The organism is Enterobacter mori LMG 25706, from assembly GCF_000211415.1.
Lineage (GTDB): Bacteria > Pseudomonadota > Gammaproteobacteria > Enterobacterales > Enterobacteriaceae > Enterobacter > Enterobacter mori.
Window position 1 is genome coordinate 235074 of the sequence record NZ_GL890774.1, and the last position, 22919, is coordinate 257992.

Genomic DNA, 22919 nt, shown 5'->3' on the forward strand with positions numbered 1-22919 from the left:
TTGCAGCGTCTTGCCACGTCAATGTTGCATTCACTTATGCTAACCAGGCATCCTGCAACGCGCCACGTTATGGACACTTTTTTACCTTTCCTGCGCGTTTTAACACTCCCGGCGTTCCTGACTGGGATTAGGGCATGAAAAAGGCTACACTTCGAGGCTGAAATTCCTTCTCATTACGATAAAAGAGGCGAAGTCCAACGTGGCTCAATTCGTTTATACCATGCATCGTGTCGGCAAAGTTGTCCCGCCGAAACGTCATATTCTTAAAAATATCTCGCTGAGCTTCTTCCCGGGTGCAAAAATCGGTGTTCTGGGTCTCAACGGTGCCGGTAAGTCCACCCTGCTGCGCATCATGGCGGGCATCGATACAGACATCGAAGGTGAAGCCCGTCCGCAGCCTGGCATCAAGATTGGTTACCTGCCGCAGGAACCTCAGTTGAACCCGGAACACACCGTTCGCGAATCCGTTGAAGAAGCGGTGTCCGAAGTAGTTAACGCGCTGAAAGGTCTGGATGAAGTGTATGCCAAATACGCCGAGCCGGATGCGGACTTCGACAAGCTGGCCGCTCAGCAGGGCAAGTATGAAGAGATTATCCAGGCGCACGACGGTCACAACCTGAACGTGCAGCTGGAGCGCGCGGCTGATGCCCTGCGTCTGCCGGACTGGGATGCAAAAGTTGAGAAGCTCTCCGGTGGTGAACGTCGCCGCGTCGCGCTGTGCCGCCTGCTGCTGGAAAAACCAGACATGCTGCTGCTCGACGAACCAACGAACCACCTGGATGCAGAATCTGTCGCCTGGCTGGAACGCTTCCTGCACGACTTCGAAGGCACCGTTGTGGCGATCACCCACGACCGTTACTTCCTCGACAACGTCGCGGGCTGGATCCTGGAGCTGGACCGCGGTGAAGGTATTCCGTGGGAAGGCAACTACTCCTCATGGCTTGAGCAGAAAGATCAGCGTCTGGCGCAAGAAGCTTCTCAGGAAGCGGCGCGTCGTAAGTCTATCGAGAAAGAGCTGGAGTGGGTGCGTCAGGGCGCGAAAGGCCGTCAGTCTAAGGGCAAAGCCCGTCTGGCACGCTTCGAAGAGCTGAACAACACCGAATACCAGAAACGTAACGAAACCAACGAACTGTTTATTCCACCTGGAGCACGTCTGGGGGATAAAGTGGTTGAAGTCAGCAATCTGCGTAAGTCTTACGGCGACCGCCTGCTGATTGACGACCTGAGCTTCTCCGTACCGAAAGGCGCTATCGTCGGGATCATCGGTCCGAACGGCGCGGGTAAATCAACCCTGTTCCGCATGATGTCCGGTCAGGAACAGCCTGACAGCGGCTCTATCACTCTGGGTGAAACCGTGAAGCTGGCCTCCGTTGATCAGTTCCGTGCCGCAATGGACAACAGCAAAACCGTGTGGGAAGAAGTCTCCGGCGGTCTGGATATCATGCGTATCGGCAACACCGAGATGCCAAGCCGCGCCTACGTTGGCCGCTTTAACTTCAAAGGCACCGACCAGGGCAAACGCGTAGGCGAGCTGTCCGGCGGTGAGCGCGGTCGTCTGCACCTGGCGAAGCTGCTGCAGGTGGGCGGTAACGTACTGCTGCTCGATGAACCAACCAACGACCTGGACATCGAAACCCTGCGCGCGCTGGAAAACGCACTGCTGGAGTTCCCGGGCTGCGCGATGGTTATCTCGCACGACCGCTGGTTCCTGGACCGTATCGCGACCCACATTCTGGACTACCAGGATGAAGGTAAAGTCGAGTTCTTCGAAGGTAACTTCACCGAATACGAAGAGTATAAGAAACGCACGCTGGGCGCCGATGCGCTGGAGCCGAAGCGTATTAAGTACAAGCGTATTTCGAAATAAAAGCAAAACGGCAACTTCGGTTGCCGTTTTTTATGTTTGTTCCCTCTCCGCGTGGGAGAGGGGCAGGGTGAGGGCATCAGGCCCCACAAAATCACCCGCCCACGTAATACCGCTTCACCTCATCGAACTGCATCGCAAACTCGATATAGCTCATCAGCGCAGGTGAATTCAGCTTGCGGCTTGGATACGCCAGCCACAGATCGTTACCTTCAACATTCCACTCCGGCAGCACCTTCACCAGTGCACCCTTATCGATCTTATCCTCCAGCAGAAATGCGGGTAACAGCGTGATCCCCGCGCCGGCAATCGCACATTCGCGGGCATACACCAGATTATCGGTCATGTGCGCGTTATCAGGCAGGTAGCGGTAATCTTCGCTCTCGCTTCGCAGAAGCCACTCTGACCACGCCCGGTGCGTAATGCAGCGGTGCTCCACCAGCTGACGGGGATGAATTAACGGCTCCCGACGCGCCAGATAGTCCGGCGAAGCCAGCATATAACGCGGGCAGTGCCCGATCATTCGGCCAATCAGGGAGGAGTCCTGCGGTTTGCCGGTACGCAGCGCCACGTCAAAACCGGATTCGACCAGATCCACAACGTCGTCAGAGATCGACACGTCCAGCGACACGTCAGGATAGCGAAGCTGGAACTCGGCATTCATATGCGCCAGCAGCGTCGCGCCAATCCCCGCCGGACAGGTGATCCGCAGCCGCCCGCTCGGGTTTTCGCGCAGCCGCTGAATGGCGTACTCCGCCCGCTCGCTGGCCGCCAGCATCTCACGGCAGTGCACCAGATAGTGCTCGCCCGCAAACGTGAGGCTGATCCTGCGCGTAGTGCGGTTGAGCAGGCGGATCCCCACCTGCTGTTCCAGCTGACTAATCCGCTGGCTAACGCTGGATTTTGGCAGTTCCGCTTTCTGAGCGGCAGCCGTAAAGCTGCCCATCTCCGCTACCAGCGCGAACAGCGCCATGTCCTGCAGCTGTTTAAACATGATTGTTCATCCTGTACGAACGCTGAGTTCTTGATTGTCCATCTTATCATGCAGCTGACCACTTAATAGACTAGCCTCAACAAAACGCATTCCATTGAGGAGCACACCATGTCTGTTAAAGCCATTGCCGTTAACCCAGCGAACCCTGCTGTTTTTATTGAAATAACCCCGCCGATGCCGCAGCCCGGCGAGCACGATCTGCTGGTGGAGGTGAAAGCCGTCTCCGTTAACCCGGTCGATACCAAAGTCCACGCGAGTATTGCCAAAAACGGGCTGAACGAGCCGCGCGTGCTCGGCTGGGATGCCAGCGGGATCGTCAAAGCCGTGGGGGCTGGCGTGACCGGATTCAAACCGGGAGATCAAGTGTGGTACGCGGGCGACATCACCCGCCCGGGCAGCAATACCACGCATCAGCTGATCGATGCGCGTATTGTCGGGCACAAACCTGCGAGCCTCGGCTGGGCGGCTGCCGCTGCACTGCCCTTGACCGCGCTCACCGCGTGGGAAGGCCTGTTTGAACGGCTGAACATTCAGGATGCAGGGGCGGACAAAACGCTGCTGATCATTGGCGGCGCAGGCGGCGTGGGATCGCTGGCGATCCCCTTTGCGAAACACAACAGCAAGGTGAAAATCATCGCAACCGCTTCGCGAGAAGATTCTGCCCAGTGGTGCCGCGACCGCGGTGCAGACGTGGTGGTGAACTACCGCGATCTGAAAGGTGAGCTGGCGAAAGAGGGGCTGACCTTCGTGGATTACATTTTCATCCTCAACGACACCGACGGGCACTGGGATGCGGTCAGCGAACTGATTGCGCCACAAGGGCATATCTGCTCCATCGTTGAGAATGAACGTCCGCTGGATCAGGACAAGCTGAAGTCCAAATCCGCCGCCCTGCACTGGGAATTTATGTATACCCGCAGCATGTATCAGACGGCGGATATGGCGCGTCAGGGTGAGATCCTCAATGAGGTGGCGAAGCTGGTGGATAACGGCGTGGTGGAAAGTTCGTTGAGTGAAACGCTGCACGGGCTGAGCGTGGAAAGCATTACCGAGGCGCACCGCAAAGTGCTGGAGGGACATATGCGTGGGAAAGTGGTGGTTGAGTTCTGAGCGGTTTGATGCCCTCACCCCGGCCCTCTCCCACCGGGAGAGGGAGGTTAACGCTTACCCCTGCTCCCCCATCATCTCCTTCACCAGCTCGACGCAGCGCAGGAAACGGGAGTCGTAGTCCGACTCTTCCACATGCACAAACTCAACGTTATTTTCGTTGAGCATCTCCACCAGCATGGACTGGAATTCCCGCCTGTCCACGGAGCTGCCGAGGCTGCGCATGCCATCAGCGACCCACGGAGTATTGTTTTCCAGCAGGATCACCAGGTCAAAGCGATACTCGTCAATCAGCGCCTGCACGAACGGGTGCTCACGCCCTTCATACTTTTTACAGAACGCCTGCGTGGTGACGAAATCGGTATCGATAAACGCCACTTTATTGGCATATTTCACGGCAAAATCAATGTACTGGGCATGTCCGAGCGCAATTTTGTCGTAGTCGGAATACTGCAGTGCCATCTCGTCGCCACCGAGGTGCGAGAAGACATAATCGCGGCCGTACTCCCACGCGCTGGTGGTGTTGAAGATGTTCGCCAGCTTATTGACCAGCGTTGATTTGCCGCTCGACTCGCCGCCCAGAATCGCCACCGTACGCACAAAGAACGGCTTAACTTCGGTCGGAATATAATCCCAGTAGCGGAACGGGTTTTCGCGGATCTGCGCCCCGCTGATGTTCATAAAGGTGCGTTTCGGATCGATCAGCACCGTCTCGATGCCCAGATGCTCGCGGAACTGAGGCGCATCGGACTCTTCAGAGGTGTAGATCCAGTTCGGCGCAATCCCCTTGTCTTCCATAAAGGTTTTTACACCGTTGCTCCACACGTCCCAGCCGTGCGGATACGGCTCCATGCCCTCTTCGTTAAAGGCATGAATACGAATGTTTTTCTGATACTTAAAGGTCTGAAGCAGCCAGCGCAGGCGGTCTGACACAGTGGGCTGCTGCGACATGGCGCTGTCTTCGAACAGCTGACGGTCGCGGGTTTCATCGTAGCCCATGATGATGTGCAGCTCGTCCACCTGGCTACAGGCGCGCTGGATCAGATAGATATGCCCGGTATGCAGCGGGTAAAACTTGCCGAACACCACACCGATGTTCTTTTGCATACGCGGGAATTCCAGCCCCAGAAAGCGGTGCAGTGCTTCGAGCTTCTGCGCGCTGGGGCTTTTGATTTTGGCGTTCAGCAGCTGGCTCAGGTAGCCTTTGGTCATGCCGCTGGCGTCCGCCACCTGCTGCAGCGTGCAGCCCTTCTGGCGGATTGCGGTCTTGATGTAGTCAAATGATGACATAAATTACGGTGCCTCCTGCAAAATCGAATACGTAATTATAAGTCGTCAAAGACATTTAACGCATCTGCGAGTTTTTTCACGCCAAATACCTGCATCCCTTCCGGGATTTTTTTCGGCACGTTGGCGGCGGGAACGATCGCCCGGCGGAAGCCGTGTTTTGCCGCCTCGGAGATACGCTCCTGACCGCTGGGCACCGGACGGATTTCCCCGGCGAGGCCCACTTCGCCGAAGACGACCAGATCCTGCGGCAGCGGTCTGTCGCGCAGGCTGGAGACCATTGCCAGCAGCAGCGCCAGGTCTGCGCTGGTCTCAGTAACTTTGACGCCGCCGACCACGTTCACAAAAACGTCCTGATCCGCCATCTGCAGCCCGCCGTGACGGTGCAGTACCGCCAGTAGGATCGCCAGACGGTTTTGTTCCAGACCGACCGCCACGCGCCGCGGGTTGCCCATCATCGACACGTCCACCAGCGCCTGAATTTCGACAAGCAGAGGACGCGTCCCTTCCCACAGCACCATCACCGAGCTGCCGGAGGTGATCTCATCGCCACGGCTCAGGAAGATGGCCGACGGGTTGCTGACTTCGCGCAGCCCCTGTTCGGTCATGGCAAACACACCCAGTTCGTTCACCGCCCCAAAGCGGTTTTTATGGCTGCGCAGGGTACGGCAGCGGGCATCCGCGTCTCCGTCGAGCATCACAGAGCAGTCGATACAGTGCTCAAGCACCTTCGGCCCGGCCAGCGAGCCGTCTTTGGTCACGTGGCCAACCATCACAATCGCCACGCCGCGCGTTTTGGCAAAGCGCGTCAGGTATGCCGCGGTTTCACGTACCTGCGCGACGCTGCCCGGCGAGGACTGAATGTCCGCCATGTGCATCACCTGGATGGAGTCGATCACCATCAGCTTCGGCTGCTCTTCTTCGGCGATCATGCAAATCTGCTCGATGCTGGTTTCGGAGAGCATGTTCAGGTTGCCGGTCGGCAGACCCAGGCGGTGCGCGCGCATCGCCACCTGCTGAAGTGACTCTTCGCCCGTGACGTACAGGGTTTTCATCTGTTCGGCGAGCTTGCAGAGTGTTTGCAGCAGCAGGGTCGATTTACCCGCGCCCGGATTACCGCCAATCAGGATGGCGCTGCCCGGCACCACGCCGCCGCCGAGCACGCGGTCAAACTCTTTGAACCCGGTGGAGAAGCGCGGCAGCTCTTCGAGGCTGATGTCCGAGAGTTTTTGCACCTTCGCCACGCCCGCGTTACCAGCATAGCCGCTCAGGCGCTCGTTGCGGGCCACGCTCGGCGAAGCCGCCACACCACGCACTTCGGTGATGGTGTTCCAGGCATGACAGGCGCTGCACTGCCCCTGCCAGCGCGGATAATCCGCACCACATTCATTACAGACAAATGCGCGTTTTGGAGCTTTCGCCACGGTTTACCTCGTTATTTCTGATTAAGGCTGCCGGAGAGAATGCAGAACACCCCCATCAGGTCAGCGTGACGGATAGTCACTTCCGTCTTTTCATTCACTTTTGGCTTGGCGTGGTAGGCAATGCCAAGCCCGGCCGCTTTGATCATCGGCAGGTCGTTCGCGCCGTCCCCGATGGCGACGGTCTGGACGACCGGAATTTCATATTTTTCCGCCAGACGCGTCAGCGTATTGGCTTTGTACTGGGCATCCACGATATCGCCGATCACCTGGCCGGTCAGCTTGCCGTCCATGATCTCCAGCTCATTGGCCACCACGGTGGTCAGGTGCAGTTTTTCCCGCAGATAATCCGCGAAGAAGGTGAAGCCACCAGAGGCGATCGCCACTTTCCAGCCGAGAGACTGCAGCTTCAGCACCAACTGCGTTAATCCGGGCATCAGCGGCAGCACGTCGCGCACCTGGCGCAGGATGTTAGCGTCGGCCCCTTTCAGGGTTGCCACGCGCTGGCGCAGGCTGGCGGTGAAATCCAGCTCGCCGCGCATCGCACGTTCGGTGACTTCCGCTACCAGCTCGCCGATGCCCGCCAGCTTCGCAATCTCGTCGATACATTCGATCTGGATCGCCGTAGAGTCCATGTCCATGACCAGCAGGCCAGGGGTTTTCAGGTGCGGAATTTTACCGAGCGGCGCGACGTCCAGCCCGGCGTCATGCGCCAGACGCGTTGCGCGCTGCGTCAGGGAACCCGCAAGGCGGATGACCTGGTAATCTTCCACACACCAGGCGGCGACAATCACCATCGCAGCCCCCAGTTTGCTTTGGTACTGGGTCAGGCGTTGCTTGTCCAGACCGCGTCCGTACAGCAGCCAGCCGCTACGACCGGCGTGGTAATCCAGAGGCATCACCTCATCGCCACTTAAAGAGAGCGGCAATCCTGGCCATAAAGAGACATCCGTTGGCAGGTCGCACCAGGTAATGTTCGGCATTAAAGCTCCTGTAAATTCGTTCGCGCCGGAAGGTTCCAGAGGGAAAATAACGCATGAGGCTACCCTGTAACCATCACTTCTGGCAACATTAAGCCGTAAATTTTCAGCAGGTGGAATATGGCTCGCGCAAGAACTGAAATTCCGGCTTCATCGCGCCGTGATTGTCCTGATCTGTCTCGCACTTCTGGTGGCGCTGATGCAAGGGGCATCGTGGTTTAGCCAGAACCATCAACGGCAACGTAACCCGCAGTTTGACGAGCTGGCCCGCACGCTGGCGCGTCAGGTCACGCTCAACGTTGCCCCCTCAATGCGTACTGAAACGCCGGACGATAAGCGGATAGGCCAGGTTTTACGTCAGCTCACTGAAAACAGTCGTATTCTGGATGCCGGCGTCTATGATGAGCAAGGCAACCTGATTGCCCGCGCGGGCGAGCACGTTAATGTGCGCGACAGGCTGGCGCTGGACGGCAAAAAAGCCGGGGGCTATTTTAACCAGCAGATCGTCGAACCCATTCAGGGCAAGAATGGCCCGCTGGGCTACCTGCGCCTGACGCTCGATACGCATACCCTGCCGACCGAAGCCAAACAGGTCGATAACACCACCAACATTTTGCGTCTGATGCTGCTGCTCTCGCTGGCCATTGGCGTTGTGCTGGCGCGTACCCTGCTTCAGGGCAAGCGTACCCGCTGGCAGCAGTCACCGTTCCTGCTGACCGCCAGCAAGTCGGTTCCCGAAGACGAAGAGAGCGAGAAGAAAGAATAGTGATAAAGTAGGCGAATGACTCAGAAAAGGAACTTTGCCATGACGACGTTACGCCTGCTTATCTCTGACTCTTACGATCCCTGGTTTAATCTCGCGGTGGAAGAGTGCATCTTCCGCCAGATGCCCGCCACCCAGCGCGTGCTGTTTCTCTGGCGCAATGCCGATACGGTAGTTATTGGCCGGGCGCAAAACCCGTGGAAAGAGTGCAATACGCGGCGTATGGAAGAGGACAATGTCCGCCTGGCGCGCCGCAGCAGCGGCGGCGGCGCGGTGTTTCACGATCTCGGCAACACCTGCTTCACCTTTATGGCGGGTAAACCGGAGTACGACAAAACCATCTCTACCTCGATTGTGCTCAACGCGCTGAATTCACTCGGCGTGACGGCGGAAGCGTCCGGGCGTAACGATCTGGTGGTGAAAACCCCCGAGGGCGACCGGAAGGTCTCCGGCTCCGCCTACCGCGAAACGATGGATCGCGGCTTCCACCACGGCACCCTGTTGCTGAACGCTGACCTGAGCCGTCTGGCGAACTACCTGAATCCTGATAAGAAAAAGCTCCAGGCTAAAGGGATTACCTCCGTGCGTGGGCGCGTAGCGAATCTGGTAGAACTGTTGCCGGGGATTACGCACGAGCAGATTTGCGATGCGATCCGCGAGGCGTTCTTTGCGCACTACGGCGAGCGCGTGGAAGCGGAGGTAATCTCTCCAGATAAAACCCCGGACCTGCCCAACTTTGCTGAAACCTTCGCACGCCAGAGCAGCTGGGAGTGGAACTTCGGCCAGGCGCCTGCGTTTTCCCATCTGCTGGACGAGCGTTTTACCTGGGGCGGCGTGGAGCTGCATTTTGACGTCGAGAAAGGCCATATCACCCGCACGCAGGTGTTTACGGATAGCCTGAACCCGGCACCGCTGGAAGCACTCGCGGCTCGTTTACAGGGCTGTTTGTACCGGGCGGATATGCTGCAGCAGGAATGCGACGCGTTGATTGGGGATTTTCCGGAGCAGGAAAATGAGCTGCGGGAGCTATCGGCGTGGATTGCACAGGCCGTACGCTAAGTGCGGTTTGCTGCCCTCACCCCGGCCCTCTCCCACAGGGAGAGGGAGGGAAGAGACAGAATTACTCTTTATCGCCCAGCAGAACAGATTCCAGCGCGATTTTGATCATGTCGTTGAAGGTAGTCTGACGCTCGGCAGCGGTGGTCTGCTCGTGGGTACGGATGTGGTCAGACACGGTGCAGATGGTCAGCGCTTTCGCGCCAAACTCAGCCGCCACGCCGTAGATACCCGCCGCTTCCATTTCCACGCCCAGAATGCCGTATTTCTCCATCACGTCGAACATCTCGCCGCCGTCCGGTGCATAGAACAGGTCAGCAGAGAAGATGTTACCCACGCGCGCCTCAACGCCCAGCGCTTTCGCCGCGTCAACCGCGTCACGCACCATGCCGAAGTCTGCAATTGCAGCGAAGTCATGATCTTTGAAACGCATACGGTTAACTTTGGAATCGGTGCAGGCACCCATACCGATAACGATATCGCGCAGCTTAACGTCCATGCGCACCGCGCCGCAGGAGCCCACGCGGATGATTTTCTTCACGCCGAAATCGGTGATCAGCTCTTTGGTGTAGATAGAGCAGGATGGGATACCCATACCGTGGCCCATGACGGAGATTTTGCGGCCCTTATAGGTACCGGTGAAGCCCAGCATGCCGCGAACGTTGTTCACTTCACGCACGTCTTCCAGGAAGGTTTCTGCAATGTGCTTCGCGCGCAGCGGGTCGCCCGGCATCAATACGACGTCAGCGAAATCACCCATTTCTGCATTAATGTGAGGAGTTGCCATCTTCAGTTCCTTTTCATTGTAAATTCTCCCTCTCCCTGTGGGAGAGGGTTGGGGTGAGGGCATCAGACCGCACCCAACATGATTCAGAACATGGCCTTGCCATATTCCATGTCAGACGTACCAAAGTATTTCGCGATAGTCTGGCCGATGTCCGCGAAGGTTTCACGGTGCCCCAGCGAGCCCGGCTTCACTTTCGGGCCGTACACCAGCACCGGAATGTGCTCACGGGTGTGGTCGGTACCGGTCCAGCTTGGGTCGCAGCCGTGGTCCGCGGTCAGGATCAGAATGTCATCTTCCCCCACCAGCTCCATCAGCTCCGGCAAACGGCGGTCAAACAGTTCCAGACCGGCGGCATAGCCCGCGATATCACGACGGTGACCCCAGGAGGAGTCGAAGTCCACGAAGTTGGTGAAAACAATGGTCTTGTCACCCGCTTCTTTCATCTCTTTGATGGTGGCATCGAACAGCGCATCCAGACCGGTGGCTTTCACTTTTTTGGTGATACCGCAGTTGGCGTAGATATCCGCAATTTTACCCACGGAAACCACGTGGCCGTCTTTCTCTTCAACCAGCTTCTGCAGCACGGTCGGTGCCGGTGGCTCAACGGCCAGGTCGTGACGGTTACCGGTACGCTGGAAGTTACCCGCTTTGTCGCCGATAAACGGACGCGCGATCACGCGGCCGATGTTGTAGCCACCTTCGGTCAGCTCTTCACGGGCGATTTCGCACAGTTCGTAGAGTTTATCCAGACCATAGGTCTCTTCGTGGCAGGCAATCTGGAACACGGAGTCGGCAGAGGTGTAGAAAATCGGCTTGCCGGTTTTCATGTGCTCTTCGCCCAGCTCGTCCAGAATCACGGTACCGGAAGAGTGGCAGTTGCCGAGGTAGCCAGGCAGATTGGCACGCTTAACCAGCTTATCCAGCAGCTCCTGCGGGAAGCTGTTCTGGTGATCGGAGAAGTATCCCCAGTCAAACAGAACCGGCACACCGGCGATTTCCCAGTGACCAGACGGAGTATCTTTACCGGAAGAGAGTTCGTGCGCCCAGGCGTAGGCACCCACGACTTCCGCGTTGCCGTCCATACCAGCTGCGATTTTACCGGTAGAGCCTTCGTGCGCTTTCACCAGCCCGAGACGGGTCAGGTTTGGCAGGGTCAGAGGACCTTTACGACCGTTGTCCGCTTCGCCTTTGGCACAGGCTTCCGCGATGTGACCCATGGTATCGGAACCCACGTCACCAAAACGATCTGCATCTTCGGTTGCGCCGATGCCGAATGAGTCCAGCACCATAATAAATGCACGTTTCATAATTGTTCTCCGTACGTAGTGCTTCAAAAAATAGCGATCAGATCAGTATACAGTTATTCAGTGATGCGGCGATAGACAGTCGGTGTGGTTTCCGGTGCTTTATCGTCAAGCGTAATTGCCGCTTTCACCGCTTTTGCCGCATCCTGCCAGCTGGCTTCGTCTTTCGCGTGGATCACCGCCAGCGGACGTTGACCGTCAACGCTGTCGCCCAGACGCGCCATATCGGTAAAGCCGACGCTGTAATCAATGGTGTCCGATGCCTGACGGCGTCCGCCGCCCATCGAGACCACCGCCATGCCGAGCGCGCGGGTGTCCATTGCGGAAACGAAACCTTCGGTATCTGCGTAAACGGCTTTGCTGAGCATCGCGGTTGGCAGGTATTTCGCGTAGTTTTCGACGAAATCGGTCGGGCCTTTCTGCGCCGCAACCATGCGGCCAAAGATCTCCGCCGCTTTGCCGTTGTCCAGCACCGCCTGCAGCTTCGCGCGCGCTTCCGCATCGTCTTTGGCGAGCTTGCCGGAAATCAGCATCTCCACGCACAGCGCCATGGTGACGTCGAACAGACGCGGGTTACGGTATTCACCTGTGAGGAACTGTACCGCTTCACGCACTTCAACCGCGTTACCGGCGCTGGAGGCCAGCACCTGGTTCATATCGGTGAGCAGCGCGGTGGTGCGCACGCCTGCGCCGTTGGAGACGCCAACGATCGCTTCGGCAAGCGCAGCAGAAAGCTCATAGGTCGGCATAAACGCGCCGCTGCCCACTTTTACGTCCATCACCAGCGCGTCCAGCCCTTCAGCCAGTTTCTTCGCCAGGATAGAGGCAGTGATCAGCGGGATGGAGTCAACGGTCGCGGTAATATCACGCGTCGCGTAGAAACGCTTGTCTGCCGGAGCAAGAGAGCTGGTCTGGCCGATAATCGCCACACCAACGTCTTTAATAATGTCGCGGAAGCGGCCGTCATCCGGGAAGATATCGAAGCCCGGAATAGCTTCCAGTTTGTCGAGCGTACCGCCGGTATGACCCAGGCCACGCCCGGAGATCATCGGGATGTAACCGCCGCAGGCTGCCACCATTGGGCCGAGCATCAGGGAGGTTACGTCGCCCACGCCGCCGGTGGAGTGTTTATCCACAATCGGGCCGTTGAGGTTGAGGCTTTTCCAGTCCAGAACGGTTCCTGAATCTCGCATCGCCATGGTCAGCGACACGCGCTCAGGCATCGACATATCGTGGAAGAAAATGGTCATCGCCAGAGCCGCAATCTGCCCTTCAGAGACGGTGTTATCACGAATGCCGTTGATAAAGAAGCGGATCTCTTCGTCGCTTAATACATGACCATCACGTTTTTTACGAATAATTTCTTGTGCGAGAAACACGGTAACCTCCATGCGGAATCGGGGGAGTTGTGGCGGGTGGCGCTACGCTTACCCGCCCTACGATCCTGTAGGCCGGATAAGCGAAGCGTCATCCGGCATTGTCTGGCAATCAGTAGCTGCTTGCGCTCTTACCGTCGCCGTGACCCAGCGCTTTCAGCAGGCTGGCCAGCAGGCTGGATGCGCCGAAGCGGTAGTGACGGGAATCGGCCCAGTCGGAGCCGAACAGCTCGTCGGCAATCGCCAGGAACTGCTGCGCGTCTTCAGCGGTACGCACGCCGCCCGCAGGTTTGAAACCAACGGTTTTGGACACGCCCATATCACGGATCACTTCCATCATGATGCGCGCGCTTTCCGGGGTGGCGTTAACCGGCACTTTACCCGTTGAGGTTTTGATGAAATCCGCACCGGCTTTAATGGAAATTTCAGACGCTTTACGAATAAGCGCCTCTTCTTTCAGCTCGCCGGTTTCGATGATGACTTTAAGCCAAACGTCTGCCGCCGCACACGCGTCTTTACAGGCTTTCACCAGGTCAAAACCGACCTGCTCGTTGCCCGCGATCAGCGCGCGGTACGGGAACACCACGTCCACTTCGTCTGCACCGTAGGCAATCGCCGCGCGGGTTTCTGCCAGCGCAATCTCGATATCATCGTTGCCATGCGGGAAGTTAGTTACGGTTGCAATGCGCACGTCCGGCGTGCCCTGCTCTTTCAGAGTCTTACGGGCAATCGGGATAAAGCGCGGGTAGATACAGATGGCTGCGGTGTTACCCACCGGCGTTTTCGCCTGATGGCACAGGGCGATGACTTTTTCATTGGTGTCGTCATCGTTCAGGGTGGTCAGGTCCATCAGTTTCAACGCGCGCAGGCTGCTTGCAGTTAAATCGGTCATAACATTCTCCAACGGCAGTGCCGTATAAATTTTACCTTGCGGGTCTGTGAGTATTCTAACATTCACCCGCATCCACACTTCGACATTCATCACAGTTAATGAAAACTGCGTACAAATTTGCATTACTGTAATGAGATCTTCTTCAAACTTTATCGCGCTAACTGCTGACTAAAGCAGCGATACCCCCTGTCGGATCAAAAGCCCCAACAGGCTGGCTTTCTACAATCTGTTCATCATCCGCAGAATACTAAAGGAAGCGCACATGCCCCACTCCAGCCTCGACGCCCTGCAACAACGTTGCCAGCACATTGTGACAAGCCCGGTGTTAACGCCTGAGCAAAAACGTCATTTTCTGGCGCTGGAAGCGGAAAACGATCTGCCCTATCCCGCCCTGCCGCAGGCGGCACGCGCCGCGCTGGACGAGGGTTTTATCTGCGACATGTTCGAAGGCCATGCGCCTTACAAACCGCGCTACGTTCTGCCGGATTATGAAAAATTCCTGGCTAACGGTTCAGAATGGCTGGAGCTGGAAGGGGCGAAAGACTTTGATGACGCCCTCTCGCTGTTAACCATCCTTTATCACCATGTTCCGTCCGTCACATCGATGCCCGTCTATCTGGGCCAGCTGGATGCAATACTGAACCCTTATGTTAGAATTCTAACACAAGAAGAGATCGATAGCCGAATAAAACGTTTCTGGCGCTATCTCGACAGAACCCTGCCGGATGCCTTTATGCACGCCAATATCGGCCCGGCAGATACGCCCGTCACACGCGCCATTTTGCGCGCTGATGCAGAACTGAAGCAGGTTTCGCCGAATCTGACCTTTATCTACGATCCAGATATCACCCCGGACGATTTGCTGCTTGAGGTGGCGAAAAACATATGTGAATGCAGTAAACCGCATGTTTCCAATGGTCCGGTGAATGATAAAATTTTCACAAAAGGTCGCTATGGCGTGGTGAGTTGTTACAACTCTCTGCCGCTTGCAGGCGGTGGCAGCACCCTTGTACGCCTTAACCTTAAGGCCATTGCCGAATACAGCGCTTCTGCCGAAGACTTCTTTACCCGCACGCTCCCGCACTACTGCCAGCAGCAAATCGCCATCATCGATACGCGCTGCGATTTCCTGTATGCGCAATCTGGCTTCTTTGAGAATAGCTTCCTGGTGAAAGAGGGGCTGATTGACGCCGATCGGTTTGTGCCGATGTTTGGCATGTACGGTCTGGCGGAAGCGGTGAACGTGCTCTGCGAGAAGGAAGGCATCGAGGGGCGTTACGGTAAAGACGAACAGGCTAACGCGCTGGGGTATCGCATCAGTGAGCAGCTCGCGGCATTCGTTGAAAACACGCCGGTGAAGCACGGCTGGAAGCATCGCGCGATGCTGCATGCGCAGTCGGGGATCAGTTCGGACTCGGGCACCACGCCGGGCGCGCGTCTGCCTTACGGCGACGAGCCGGATCCTATCAGCCATCTGCTGGCCGTTGCGCCGCATCACAAACACTATCACGCCGGGATCAGCGATATTCTCACTCTGGAGGAGACGGTCAAACGCAATCCTCAGGCAGTGGTTCAGCTTTGTTTGGGCGCGTTCAGGGCCGGTATGCGTGAATTCACCGCTAACGTGGCGGGTAACGATCTGGTGCGCGTCACTGGCTATATGGTGCGATTATCGGATCTGAAGAAATACCGGGAAGCGGGTTCGAGAACCAACACTACGTGGCTGGGGGAAGAAGCCGCACGCAATACCCGCATTCTGGAACGTCAGCCGCGCGTGATAAGCCATGAACAGCAGATGCGCTTTAGTTAGTCAGGTCATTCCTTTTTCCTGCGTGGACGGGCCGGGCAGCCGCCTGGCGCTGTTTCTGCAGGGCTGTAACCTGCGCTGCAAAACCTGCCATAACCCGTGGACGATCGGTCGCTGCAACGACTGCGGCGACTGCGTGCCCCACTGCCCGCACGATGCGCTGACCATTCAGGCCGGGCGCGTCTGGTGGCAGGAGAGTGACTGCCACCAGTGTGATATCTGCCTTCACCTGTGCCAGCAGCAGGCAACGCCCATGGCACACCGCTTCAGCGTAGAAGAGATCCTCACCCGGGTCCGCAAATCCGCCCCCTTTACCCAAGCGACCACCGTGAGCGGCGGTGAAGCCACAACGCAACTGCCGTTTTTGATTGCCCTGTTCACCGCGATCAAAGCCGATCCCGCCTTGCAACACCTGACCTGCCTGGTCGACAGCAACGGTCTGTTAAGCGAAACTGGCTGGCAAAAGCTGCTGCCGGTACTGGATGGCGCGATGCTGGATCTCAAGGCGTGGGGGAACGAGCATCACCGCTTCCTGACCGGGCGCGAAAACCTGCAGATTAAGCAGAGCATCCGCTGGCTGGCAGATCGCCACCGTTTGACGGAACTCCGCTTATTGGTCATCCCAGAGCAATGTGATTATCTGGAACATCTCAAACCGCTGACGACATTTATTCACGGGCTTGGAAACATTCCTGTGCGAATCAACGCATTTCACGCGCACGGCGTTTATGGTGAGGCGGCCTCATGGCGTAGCGCGACGCCAGACGACGTGGAACCGCTGGCTGTGGCGCTGGAAGAAAAGCGGATCGCCGTGATCCGCCCGTCGCTCTATCTATAGTGTGATGCCAAATAGCGTACGCGTGTTCTCAAGCAGCGCATGGGCAATCACCGCCGCTGGCTCCGGACGCAGTTCACACAGCGCAGTAAACACACGTGCAGCCTGTTCAGGACGATTAGGCTGCCCCTGAAAACCATTCAGCGGCATATCGGGCGCATCCGTTTCCAGCAGCAGCGCTGATAGCGGCAGCCGTGCCATCACGTCACGGGTTTTACTGGCGCGCGGATAGGTAATAGTACCGCCGACGCCAATGTGATAGCCCAGCTCGATAAAACGCTGCGCCTGCTGCAGGCTGCCGGAGAAACCGTGTACGACGCCCCTGCGCGGCAGATCGATGCGTTTCAGGTGCATCGCCAGCTTATCGTGCGTGCGTCTCGAATGGAGGATCACTGGCAGATCGTGACGCTTCGCCAGCCTGAGCTGAGCGTCGAGGATCGTCTGCTGGCGCTCGAACTGCGGGTTCTCGCGATAAAGATCGAGGCCGATCTCACCGATGGCAACCAGTTTCTTCTCCGCCGTCTGCAAAACAGCGTCCAGCCTGTCGAGATGTTCGTCCAGATGATGTTCGATGACAATAGGATGCAACCCAAGTGCGGCATACAACGCGTCGTGACGGCGGGCGAGATCGAGCACGCGTTCGAAATACGCCGCTTCAATCGCGGGCACAATAATAGCGTCGACGCCCGCCCGTGCGGCGCGCTCAATGCTCGGCACCTCGTCGCCGGTGAAGGGGGGAAAATCAAAGTGACAATGGGTATCGACAAAGCGGTGCGTCACGCCAGATCCTCGTTATCCAGTGGAACATCGTTCGCATGGGGAATATCCACCAACGGCATGGTCAGCGGGTCGTTGGCGACAATCGCTGGCGGGGTGATAATGCGTTTATGCCGATGCAGAGGCGGCTGTTCAGCCAGCATTTTCCCCACCGTCGCCAGGAAGTAACGTCCGCACAGTCGTCCCGTCTTGTAATCCATGCGCAGCGCAGGAATACGGCTGCCGAGCGCCATGCTCAGCAGCGGCTTCGGAGGATAAATTTCGAAGATACGCAGTTTTCCCGGCGGTTTTTCAATGAAACGCTGCATCGCGCCGTAGGTGGTTTCATGCTGCTTCGCGATGTTCACCAGCGGCTGCAGGCTGCTGTCGCCCAGCCAGCGCTCCATGCGTTTGAACCACTGCGGCGTGTAATACATTTGCGACGGTACGGTTCGGATCACCACGATGGTTTTCGCCCCGCGTCGGGCGGCCTCCTGTACCGGCACCGCGTCACTGATCCCACCGTCCAGATAGCTGATGCCATCCAGCAGCGCACCGGTTCGATAAAAACCGGGAATCGCGCTGGAGGCGCGGATAATATCCAGCCAGTTCTCTTTCTGCGGCGAAAAGTAACCCGGCGAATAATCATCACCCCGGCTGGCGCACATCCAGAACTCTTTTCCGGCATCAAACAGGCGGGCGGCGGTGTCCATCGCCAGCGGCATCTGACTGGACGTGGAATCGAGTAGCCAGTCGAGATCGATCAGGTTCCCGCCGCGTACGAAGCGCACCGGGTTAAAAAATTCTTTTGCCGTGGTGTAGCGCATAATCACTTTGCGCGCGTAGCCGGGCTGGTTGCAGACATAAGCGGAGAGGTTCTGTGCCCCGGCAGAGGTACCGAAGTAGAGGTCAAACGGGTTGAACTGCGCGCGCATAAATTCATCCAGCACGCCCGCGGTGAAAATGCCGCGCTGACCGCCACCTTCACAAACCAGTGCAAGTTGACCCGCGCGGAACGGTTTTAACGTCAGCGGCGCAATATTGCCGAGCGTAACGGGAATTCGCTGCCCCACCTCTGCCTTCCTGTTTTCATTATTGTGTTCAGACACAGTAACGCCATCCCATCAGGTTCTCAAACGAGAAAAAGCCAGTCACGAGGACTGGCTTTACTTTGTTTATGAAATATTGCGTTTTGCTAAGGACGGCGTCGACCTGTAAACAGGCTGACCAGGAACAGAATAATACCAACGACGAAGACAATTTTTGCTGCCCATGCCGCTGTACCCGCCAATCCACCAAAGCCCAAAGCGGCGGCAATTAACGCGATAACCAGAAATATAATGCCCCAACGAAACATAAGCCTCTCCTTTACCATAGTTAATGTCGGCCGCTAAACGTGAGCGCTCAGGTCACTCACCGGCGTTTTTCCAGAGTCGTTCTTATTTCGCCCGCAGGCCTCAGCCAGACGGGCGAATGGTGAAGATTTACTTCGTTTTCAGATCGTTTTTAACGCTTTTCACACCATCAATCGCTTTCGCAATAGACTCGGCACGTTCAATTTGTGCCTGGGAATCAACCGTGCCGGAAAGCTGCACCACACCATCTGTGGTTTCTACTTTCACCTTGCGGGAAGGCACGATGTCATCTGCTAACAGTTTAGCTTTGATTTCGCTGGTGGTTGCCGCATCCCCGGCATAACCCTTCACGGAGGTGTCTTTAGCGTCGCGAACGTGCAGCTTATCGCTAACCGATGCGACACCTTCGACACCCTTGGCCACGTTAACAGCCTTTTCGGCCTGAGCCTGGCTTTCCACGAAGCCGCTCAGGGTGACGACTTTCTTGTCGGTCTTAACGGAAATATCGGTGCTCTTGATGGCTTCATCATCCACCAGTGCGGCTTTCACTTTTGCTGTGATGGAGCTGTCATCCATGAAATTACCGACTTTATTCATAGAGCTATCGATTTTTTCCCCTGCGGTGTTGGCAGTGGACTGTGCTTTATCCATGGTGCTGCTTTCCGCCAGGGCAGAACCGCTAACCAGAATGCTACCCAGAGTCACCGCCAGCAGAGTTTTAGAAATCTTAAGTCTTGTCATATTCATCGATGTATTCCTGTGTTTTGCTCGTCATTCGAGCGACAAACGTCCTTTATTACTAGTTTTATATTTCGCGAATAAGCACACGGGTGAAATGGAGAACCTAAAGTCATGCATTGAACAGTTTATTCATCCACGCCCGGTGCTAAACACTGAGTTAAATATAGATCACTCTCACAGTGTCGCTTTCAGAATCGGATAGAAAATGAGCAAAAGGCGTGAAATTGCCGTGAATTAAGAACATTCCGCAAGGGATTAATAAGACAGGAATTAAAGAAGAGCACGGCGGTAGCCGTGCTCTGAGAGGGAATTAGTGCTCGCGTGTTTTGCGGAACTGAACGTCAGGATAACGTTCCTGCGTCAGGTTCAGGTTTACCATGGTTGGGGCGATATAGGTCAGGTTATCGCCGCCATCCAGCGCCAGCTGAATCTCATTCTTACGCTTAAATTCTTCGAATTTCTTCACGTCAGAACACTCAACCCAGCGCGCCGTCGCCACGTTTACGGATTCGTAGATCGCTTCCACGTTGTACTCGCTCTTCAGACGCGCAACCACCACGTCGAACTGCAGCACACCGACCGCGCCAACGATCAGATCGTTGTTCGAAATTGGGCGGAACACCTGCACGGCGCCCTCTTCGGAGAGCTGAACCAGGCCTTTCAGCAGCTGTTTTTGCTTTAGCGGGTCGCGCAGGCGAATACGACGGAACAGTTCCGGTGCGAAGTTCGGAATACCGGTGAACTTCATCATTTCGCCCTGGGTGAAGGTATCACCGATCTGGATGGTGCCATGGTTATGCAGACCAATGATATCGCCCGGATAGGCTTCTTCAACGTGCGAACGGTCGCCCGCCATAAAGGTCAGCGCGTCGGAGATCACCACATCTTTCCCGGTACGCACCTGGCGCAGCTTCATGCCCTTCTCATACTTGCCGGACACCACGCGCATAAAGGCCACGCGGTCGCGGTGTTTCGGATCCATGTTGGCCTGAATTTTAAAGACGAAACCGGTGAACTTCTCTTCCTGCGCTTCCACTTCACGCGTGTCGGTTTTACGCGGCATCGGGCGTGGAGCCCACTCCACCAGACCGTCGAGCATATGGTCAACGCCGAAGTTACCCAGCGCGGTACCGAAGAAGACCGGGGTGATTTCACCCGCCAGGAACAGCTCTTTATCGAACTCGTGAGATGCGCCTTTCACCAGCTCCAGCTCGTCGCGCAGCTGCGCGGCCAGCTCTTCGCCGACGGCAGTATCCAGTTCAGGGTTATCCAGGCCTTTGACGACGCGGACGTCCTGAATGGTGTGACCTTTACCGGTCTGATACAGGTAGGTTTCGTCTTTATAGAGGTGGTAAACCCCTTTAAACAGCTTACCGCAGCCGATGGGCCAGGTGATTGGCGCACAGGCGATCTTCAGTTCGCTTTCGACTTCGTCCATCACTTCCATCGGGTCACGAATGTCACGGTCGAGTTTGTTCATGAAGGTGAGGATCGGCGTATCGCGCAGACGGGTGACTTCCATCAGCTTACGGGTACGATCTTCTACCCCTTTCGCGGCGTCGATCACCATCAAACAGCAGTCAACCGCCGTCAGGGTACGGTAGGTATCTTCAGAGAAGTCTTCGTGGCCCGGGGTGTCCAGCAGGTTCACCAGGCAATCGTGATACGGGAACTGCATCACGGAGGTGGTAATCGAAATACCACGCTGCTTTTCCATCTCCATCCAGTCAGATTTTGCGTGCTGGCTGGAGCCACGGCCTTTAACGGTACCCGCAGTCTGGATCGCCTGTCCGAACAGCAACACCTTCTCGGTGATGGTCGTTTTACCGGCATCCGGGTGCGAGATAATGGCAAAAGTGCGGCGTTTGGCCACCTCTTGCAGATAAGGAGACAACGTCATAATTAAATCTTCTTTTATAAGCGCGGCAGCACGCCACGCATCATGGAATACAAAATTGCGGCTATTTTACCCATCAATAGGGGGCAGGCAATCATTGTTTACACAGGAGCTGCTCCAGTTCGTTCAATGACGTGACGGTCCAGGTCGGCTCGATGCCTTCCGGCTGCACACGACCATGCGCATTCAACCAGACCGTCGACAGGCCGGAGTTGATGCCGCCAAGAATATCAGACTCTGCGGTATCCCCCACCATCAGGACGCGATCGCGGTCAGGATTGCCAGCCTGCGTCAGCGCGTAGTCAAAAATACGCGGGTCCGGCTTCGGTACGCCCACCTCTTCGGAGATCACCAGCGCGTCGAAATAATCGCGCAGGCCGGTGCGCTCGAGGCGGATCTGCTGCAGGGCGGTAAAACCGTTGGTGATGATCCCCAGTTTTACCTTGCCTTTTAACGCATTAAGCAGAGAAACCGCGCCCGGCAGTGGCGCACAGATATCCGCCATCGCGTTCAGAAACGCCTCGTTCAGCGTCCCCGGACTGACCTTTAAACGTTCCGCCCAGACGTCAAAGCGCTGGTGCTGAAGTTGTAACGCAGTGATGGCACCGTTCTGGTAATCCACCCACAGCGGCTTGTTCACCGCCTGATAGTCCTGAAAATCTTCAGCGGTGAAGGTCACGCTATAGTCGAGAAACATCCGCTGTAGGCCACCGAACGAATCGAACGTAAACAGCGTTTCGTCGGCATCAAAGAAAATCCAGTCCCATTTCATCGTTACAACCTTATTTTTCGTTATCCAATCGGCAGGGCCATTATGATGGCGTCTTCACGTCCCTCTGCGGTGGGGTAGTAGTTACGGCGGATTGTCGCCTCGTTAAAGCCTAAGCTTTCATAGAGCGCGATGGCGGCGACATTCGACGCGCGCACCTCCAGCCACAGGGTGAAAACGTCACGGGTTTCGAGCTCACGGATGAGGTGCTCGAGCAGTTCTCTTCCCAGCCCACGGCGCTGAAACGCGGGATCAACGGCGATGTTAAACAGCGTCGCTTCATCAAGAACAACCTGCGTAATCGCGAATGCGGCCAGGGTGCCGTCAACGTCCAGGCGGAAGTTGAGGTACCGTTCGCCCTGGTTGCTGGCGAAGGTTTTTTCGCTCCACGGAAAGGCGTGGGCGCGTGTTTCAATCGCAAACGCGGTGGTCAGGTCAGACGTCGTGAGGGAAGAAATCGTGTTCATATTCGCAGATTTGTTGCCATAGCGCGCTTCGCGCTTTTGGGTTGGCTTTCAGTTCGTCCAGCGCTGGCGAGCAGATCTGGCTCCCCTGGAGAGGCATGTCGTTTATCTCCCCGATGCGCCAGCTGTTACAGCGGCTTTCGGGAGGAAGCATCGTGACACGCTCTGGCGTCAGCTGTAAAACCTCGTCGGCCGTCAGCTTCAGGCTGCGAAGGACATCACCGATAAGGGGTTCATTCAGGGCAGGCAGTTCTTCCGCCACCATCACCAGCCGAACGTGCGCAGGGATGGAAATGGCGATTTCGCCCTGCAACGCCGTCGGGCGACGCAAGGCCCACTGGGTGATGCCCAGCTGCTGCAACTGCCAGTCTCGTCGGGATGTCATAGGGAAAACTCCTGTCTCTCAGGCGCGCAAATATAGCAAATGTGTCGAAAGTGCGCCATCTACCTACTATAATCCCCGC

The 22919-nt window shown here is 56.7% G+C and carries 22 protein-coding genes; 6 read left to right on the forward strand and 16 right to left on the reverse strand.

The window, feature by feature from the left end; genetic code table 11:
• The first annotated feature begins 199 nt into the window (after positions 1–199).
• Complete coding sequence (gene ettA / locus ENTMO_RS0102920) at positions 200–1867, forward strand: energy-dependent translational throttle protein EttA (RefSeq protein ID WP_010427108.1); 1668 nt, start codon at positions 200–202, stop codon at positions 1865–1867.
• A gap of 91 nt (positions 1868–1958) precedes the next feature.
• On the opposite strand, the gene ENTMO_RS0102925 is transcribed toward ettA, so the two are convergent.
• Complete coding sequence (locus tag ENTMO_RS0102925) at positions 1959–2858, reverse strand: LysR family transcriptional regulator (RefSeq protein WP_010427109.1); 900 nt, start codon at positions 2856–2858, stop codon at positions 1959–1961.
• Between the two features lie 108 nt (positions 2859–2966).
• Here ENTMO_RS0102925 and ENTMO_RS0102930 point away from each other — a divergent pair, with 108 nt between their 5' ends.
• Positions 2967–3968: a zinc-binding alcohol dehydrogenase family protein gene (locus ENTMO_RS0102930; protein ID WP_010427110.1), complete on the forward strand. Its 1002-nt coding sequence runs from the start codon at positions 2967–2969 to the stop codon at positions 3966–3968.
• 54 nt (positions 3969–4022) lie between these two features.
• Here the strand turns inward: ENTMO_RS0102930 and nadR are convergent, their stop codons facing one another.
• The 3 genes from nadR to serB are packed head-to-tail and all read right to left on the reverse strand — an operon-like array spanning position 4023 to position 7656.
• The gene (gene nadR, locus ENTMO_RS0102935; RefSeq protein WP_010427112.1) at positions 4023–5255 is read right to left on the reverse strand and encodes a multifunctional transcriptional regulator/nicotinamide-nucleotide adenylyltransferase/ribosylnicotinamide kinase NadR; all 1233 of its coding nucleotides are present in this window, start codon (positions 5253–5255) and stop codon (positions 4023–4025) included.
• A 35-nt stretch (positions 5256–5290) separates the two neighbouring features.
• Positions 5291–6676: a DNA repair protein RadA gene (radA, locus tag ENTMO_RS0102940; protein WP_010427114.1), complete on the reverse strand. Its 1386-nt coding sequence runs from the start codon at positions 6674–6676 to the stop codon at positions 5291–5293.
• An 11-nt stretch (positions 6677–6687) separates the two neighbouring features.
• Complete coding sequence (serB, locus tag ENTMO_RS0102945; RefSeq protein WP_010427116.1) at positions 6688–7656, reverse strand: phosphoserine phosphatase; 969 nt, start codon at positions 7654–7656, stop codon at positions 6688–6690.
• 115 nt (positions 7657–7771) lie between these two features.
• Between serB and ENTMO_RS0102950 the strand changes: the two genes are divergently transcribed.
• Positions 7772–8419: a YtjB family periplasmic protein gene (locus ENTMO_RS0102950; RefSeq protein ID WP_029484938.1), complete on the forward strand. Its 648-nt coding sequence runs from the start codon at positions 7772–7774 to the stop codon at positions 8417–8419.
• Between the two features lie 39 nt (positions 8420–8458).
• A complete protein-coding gene (lplA, locus tag ENTMO_RS0102955; protein WP_010427120.1) occupies positions 8459–9475 on the forward strand; it encodes a lipoate--protein ligase LplA in 1017 nt (338 codons plus the stop codon).
• A gap of 61 nt (positions 9476–9536) precedes the next feature.
• Here the strand turns inward: lplA and deoD are convergent, their stop codons facing one another.
• The 4 genes from deoD to deoC form a co-directional block, all read right to left on the reverse strand.
• Positions 9537–10259 carry a purine-nucleoside phosphorylase gene (gene deoD, locus ENTMO_RS0102960; protein ID WP_010427122.1) on the reverse strand — a complete coding sequence of 241 codons (723 nt, stop codon included), beginning with the start codon at positions 10257–10259 and terminating at the stop codon, positions 9537–9539.
• A gap of 83 nt (positions 10260–10342) precedes the next feature.
• Positions 10343–11566, reverse strand: a complete 1224-nt coding sequence (gene deoB / locus ENTMO_RS0102965) for a phosphopentomutase (protein WP_010427124.1) — start codon at positions 11564–11566, stop codon at positions 10343–10345.
• 53 nt (positions 11567–11619) lie between these two features.
• Complete coding sequence (gene deoA / locus ENTMO_RS0102970; RefSeq protein ID WP_010427126.1) at positions 11620–12942, reverse strand: thymidine phosphorylase; 1323 nt, start codon at positions 12940–12942, stop codon at positions 11620–11622.
• Positions 12943–13051: 109 nt separating this feature from the next.
• Complete coding sequence (deoC, locus tag ENTMO_RS0102975; RefSeq protein ID WP_010427127.1) at positions 13052–13831, reverse strand: deoxyribose-phosphate aldolase; 780 nt, start codon at positions 13829–13831, stop codon at positions 13052–13054.
• A gap of 262 nt (positions 13832–14093) precedes the next feature.
• Between deoC and ENTMO_RS0102980 the strand changes: the two genes are divergently transcribed.
• The gene (locus ENTMO_RS0102980; RefSeq protein ID WP_010427128.1) at positions 14094–15641 is read left to right on the forward strand and encodes a YjjI family glycine radical enzyme; all 1548 of its coding nucleotides are present in this window, start codon (positions 14094–14096) and stop codon (positions 15639–15641) included.
• Complete coding sequence (locus tag ENTMO_RS0102985) at positions 15616–16476, forward strand: YjjW family glycine radical enzyme activase (protein WP_010427130.1); 861 nt, start codon at positions 15616–15618, stop codon at positions 16474–16476. Before ENTMO_RS0102980 ends, ENTMO_RS0102985 begins: the two co-directional genes overlap by 26 nt.
• Here ENTMO_RS0102985 and ENTMO_RS0102990 read toward each other — a convergent pair.
• The 8 genes from ENTMO_RS0102990 to ENTMO_RS0103025 form a co-directional block, all read right to left on the reverse strand.
• Positions 16471–17253, reverse strand: coding sequence for a metal-dependent hydrolase (locus tag ENTMO_RS0102990; protein WP_010427131.1), 783 nt, complete (start codon positions 17251–17253; stop codon positions 16471–16473). The two genes, ENTMO_RS0102985 and ENTMO_RS0102990, sit on opposite strands and share 6 nt — an antisense overlap.
• Complete coding sequence (locus ENTMO_RS0102995; protein ID WP_010427134.1) at positions 17250–18302, reverse strand: patatin-like phospholipase family protein; 1053 nt, start codon at positions 18300–18302, stop codon at positions 17250–17252. Before ENTMO_RS0102995 ends, ENTMO_RS0102990 begins: the two co-directional genes overlap by 4 nt.
• Before the next feature lie 122 nt (positions 18303–18424).
• Positions 18425–18586: a DUF1328 domain-containing protein gene (locus tag ENTMO_RS24555; RefSeq protein WP_003856556.1), complete on the reverse strand. Its 162-nt coding sequence runs from the start codon at positions 18584–18586 to the stop codon at positions 18425–18427.
• 127 nt (positions 18587–18713) lie between these two features.
• Positions 18714–19331, reverse strand: a complete 618-nt coding sequence (gene osmY, locus ENTMO_RS0103005) for a molecular chaperone OsmY (RefSeq protein WP_010427139.1) — start codon at positions 19329–19331, stop codon at positions 18714–18716.
• Between the two features lie 304 nt (positions 19332–19635).
• Complete coding sequence (gene prfC / locus ENTMO_RS0103010) at positions 19636–21225, reverse strand: peptide chain release factor 3 (protein WP_010427141.1); 1590 nt, start codon at positions 21223–21225, stop codon at positions 19636–19638.
• A gap of 91 nt (positions 21226–21316) precedes the next feature.
• On the reverse strand, positions 21317–21994 hold the full coding sequence (gene yjjG, locus ENTMO_RS0103015; RefSeq protein ID WP_010427143.1) for a pyrimidine 5'-nucleotidase: 678 nt from the start codon (positions 21992–21994) through the stop codon (positions 21317–21319).
• A 20-nt stretch (positions 21995–22014) separates the two neighbouring features.
• A complete protein-coding gene (rimI, locus tag ENTMO_RS0103020; RefSeq protein ID WP_010427144.1) occupies positions 22015–22458 on the reverse strand; it encodes a ribosomal protein S18-alanine N-acetyltransferase in 444 nt (147 codons plus the stop codon).
• A complete protein-coding gene (locus ENTMO_RS0103025; RefSeq protein WP_010427146.1) occupies positions 22427–22840 on the reverse strand; it encodes a DNA polymerase III subunit psi in 414 nt (137 codons plus the stop codon). Before ENTMO_RS0103025 ends, rimI begins: the two co-directional genes overlap by 32 nt.
• Between the last annotated feature and the right edge of the window lie 79 nt (positions 22841–22919).

What these genes read in the sequence shown, in the direction of transcription:
- ENTMO_RS0102925 (WP_010427109.1), bottom strand. Translation starts at nt 2,858, where the DNA reads ATGTTTAAACAGCTGCAGGACATGGCGCTGTTCGCGCTGGTAGCGGAG.
- ENTMO_RS0102930 (WP_010427110.1), top strand. Translation starts at nt 2,967, where the DNA reads ATGTCTGTTAAAGCCATTGCCGTTAACCCAGCGAACCCTGCTGTTTTT.
- nadR (WP_010427112.1), bottom strand. Translation starts at nt 5,255, where the DNA reads ATGTCATCATTTGACTACATCAAGACCGCAATCCGCCAGAAGGGCTGC.
- serB (WP_010427116.1), bottom strand. Translation starts at nt 7,656, where the DNA reads ATGCCGAACATTACCTGGTGCGACCTGCCAACGGATGTCTCTTTATGG.
- lplA (WP_010427120.1), top strand. Translation starts at nt 8,459, where the DNA reads ATGACGACGTTACGCCTGCTTATCTCTGACTCTTACGATCCCTGGTTT.
- deoD (WP_010427122.1), bottom strand. Translation starts at nt 10,259, where the DNA reads ATGGCAACTCCTCACATTAATGCAGAAATGGGTGATTTCGCTGACGTC.
- deoB (WP_010427124.1), bottom strand. Translation starts at nt 11,566, where the DNA reads ATGAAACGTGCATTTATTATGGTGCTGGACTCATTCGGCATCGGCGCA.
- deoC (WP_010427127.1), bottom strand. Translation starts at nt 13,831, where the DNA reads ATGACCGATTTAACTGCAAGCAGCCTGCGCGCGTTGAAACTGATGGAC.
- ENTMO_RS0102980 (WP_010427128.1), top strand. Translation starts at nt 14,094, where the DNA reads ATGCCCCACTCCAGCCTCGACGCCCTGCAACAACGTTGCCAGCACATT.
- ENTMO_RS0102985 (WP_010427130.1), top strand. Translation starts at nt 15,616, where the DNA reads ATGAACAGCAGATGCGCTTTAGTTAGTCAGGTCATTCCTTTTTCCTGC.
- ENTMO_RS24555 (WP_003856556.1), bottom strand. Translation starts at nt 18,586, where the DNA reads ATGTTTCGTTGGGGCATTATATTTCTGGTTATCGCGTTAATTGCCGCC.
- osmY (WP_010427139.1), bottom strand. Translation starts at nt 19,331, where the DNA reads ATGAATATGACAAGACTTAAGATTTCTAAAACTCTGCTGGCGGTGACT.
- prfC (WP_010427141.1), bottom strand. Translation starts at nt 21,225, where the DNA reads ATGACGTTGTCTCCTTATCTGCAAGAGGTGGCCAAACGCCGCACTTTT.
- yjjG (WP_010427143.1), bottom strand. Translation starts at nt 21,994, where the DNA reads ATGAAATGGGACTGGATTTTCTTTGATGCCGACGAAACGCTGTTTACG.
- rimI (WP_010427144.1), bottom strand. Translation starts at nt 22,458, where the DNA reads ATGAACACGATTTCTTCCCTCACGACGTCTGACCTGACCACCGCGTTT.
- ENTMO_RS0103025 (WP_010427146.1), bottom strand. Translation starts at nt 22,840, where the DNA reads ATGACATCCCGACGAGACTGGCAGTTGCAGCAGCTGGGCATCACCCAG.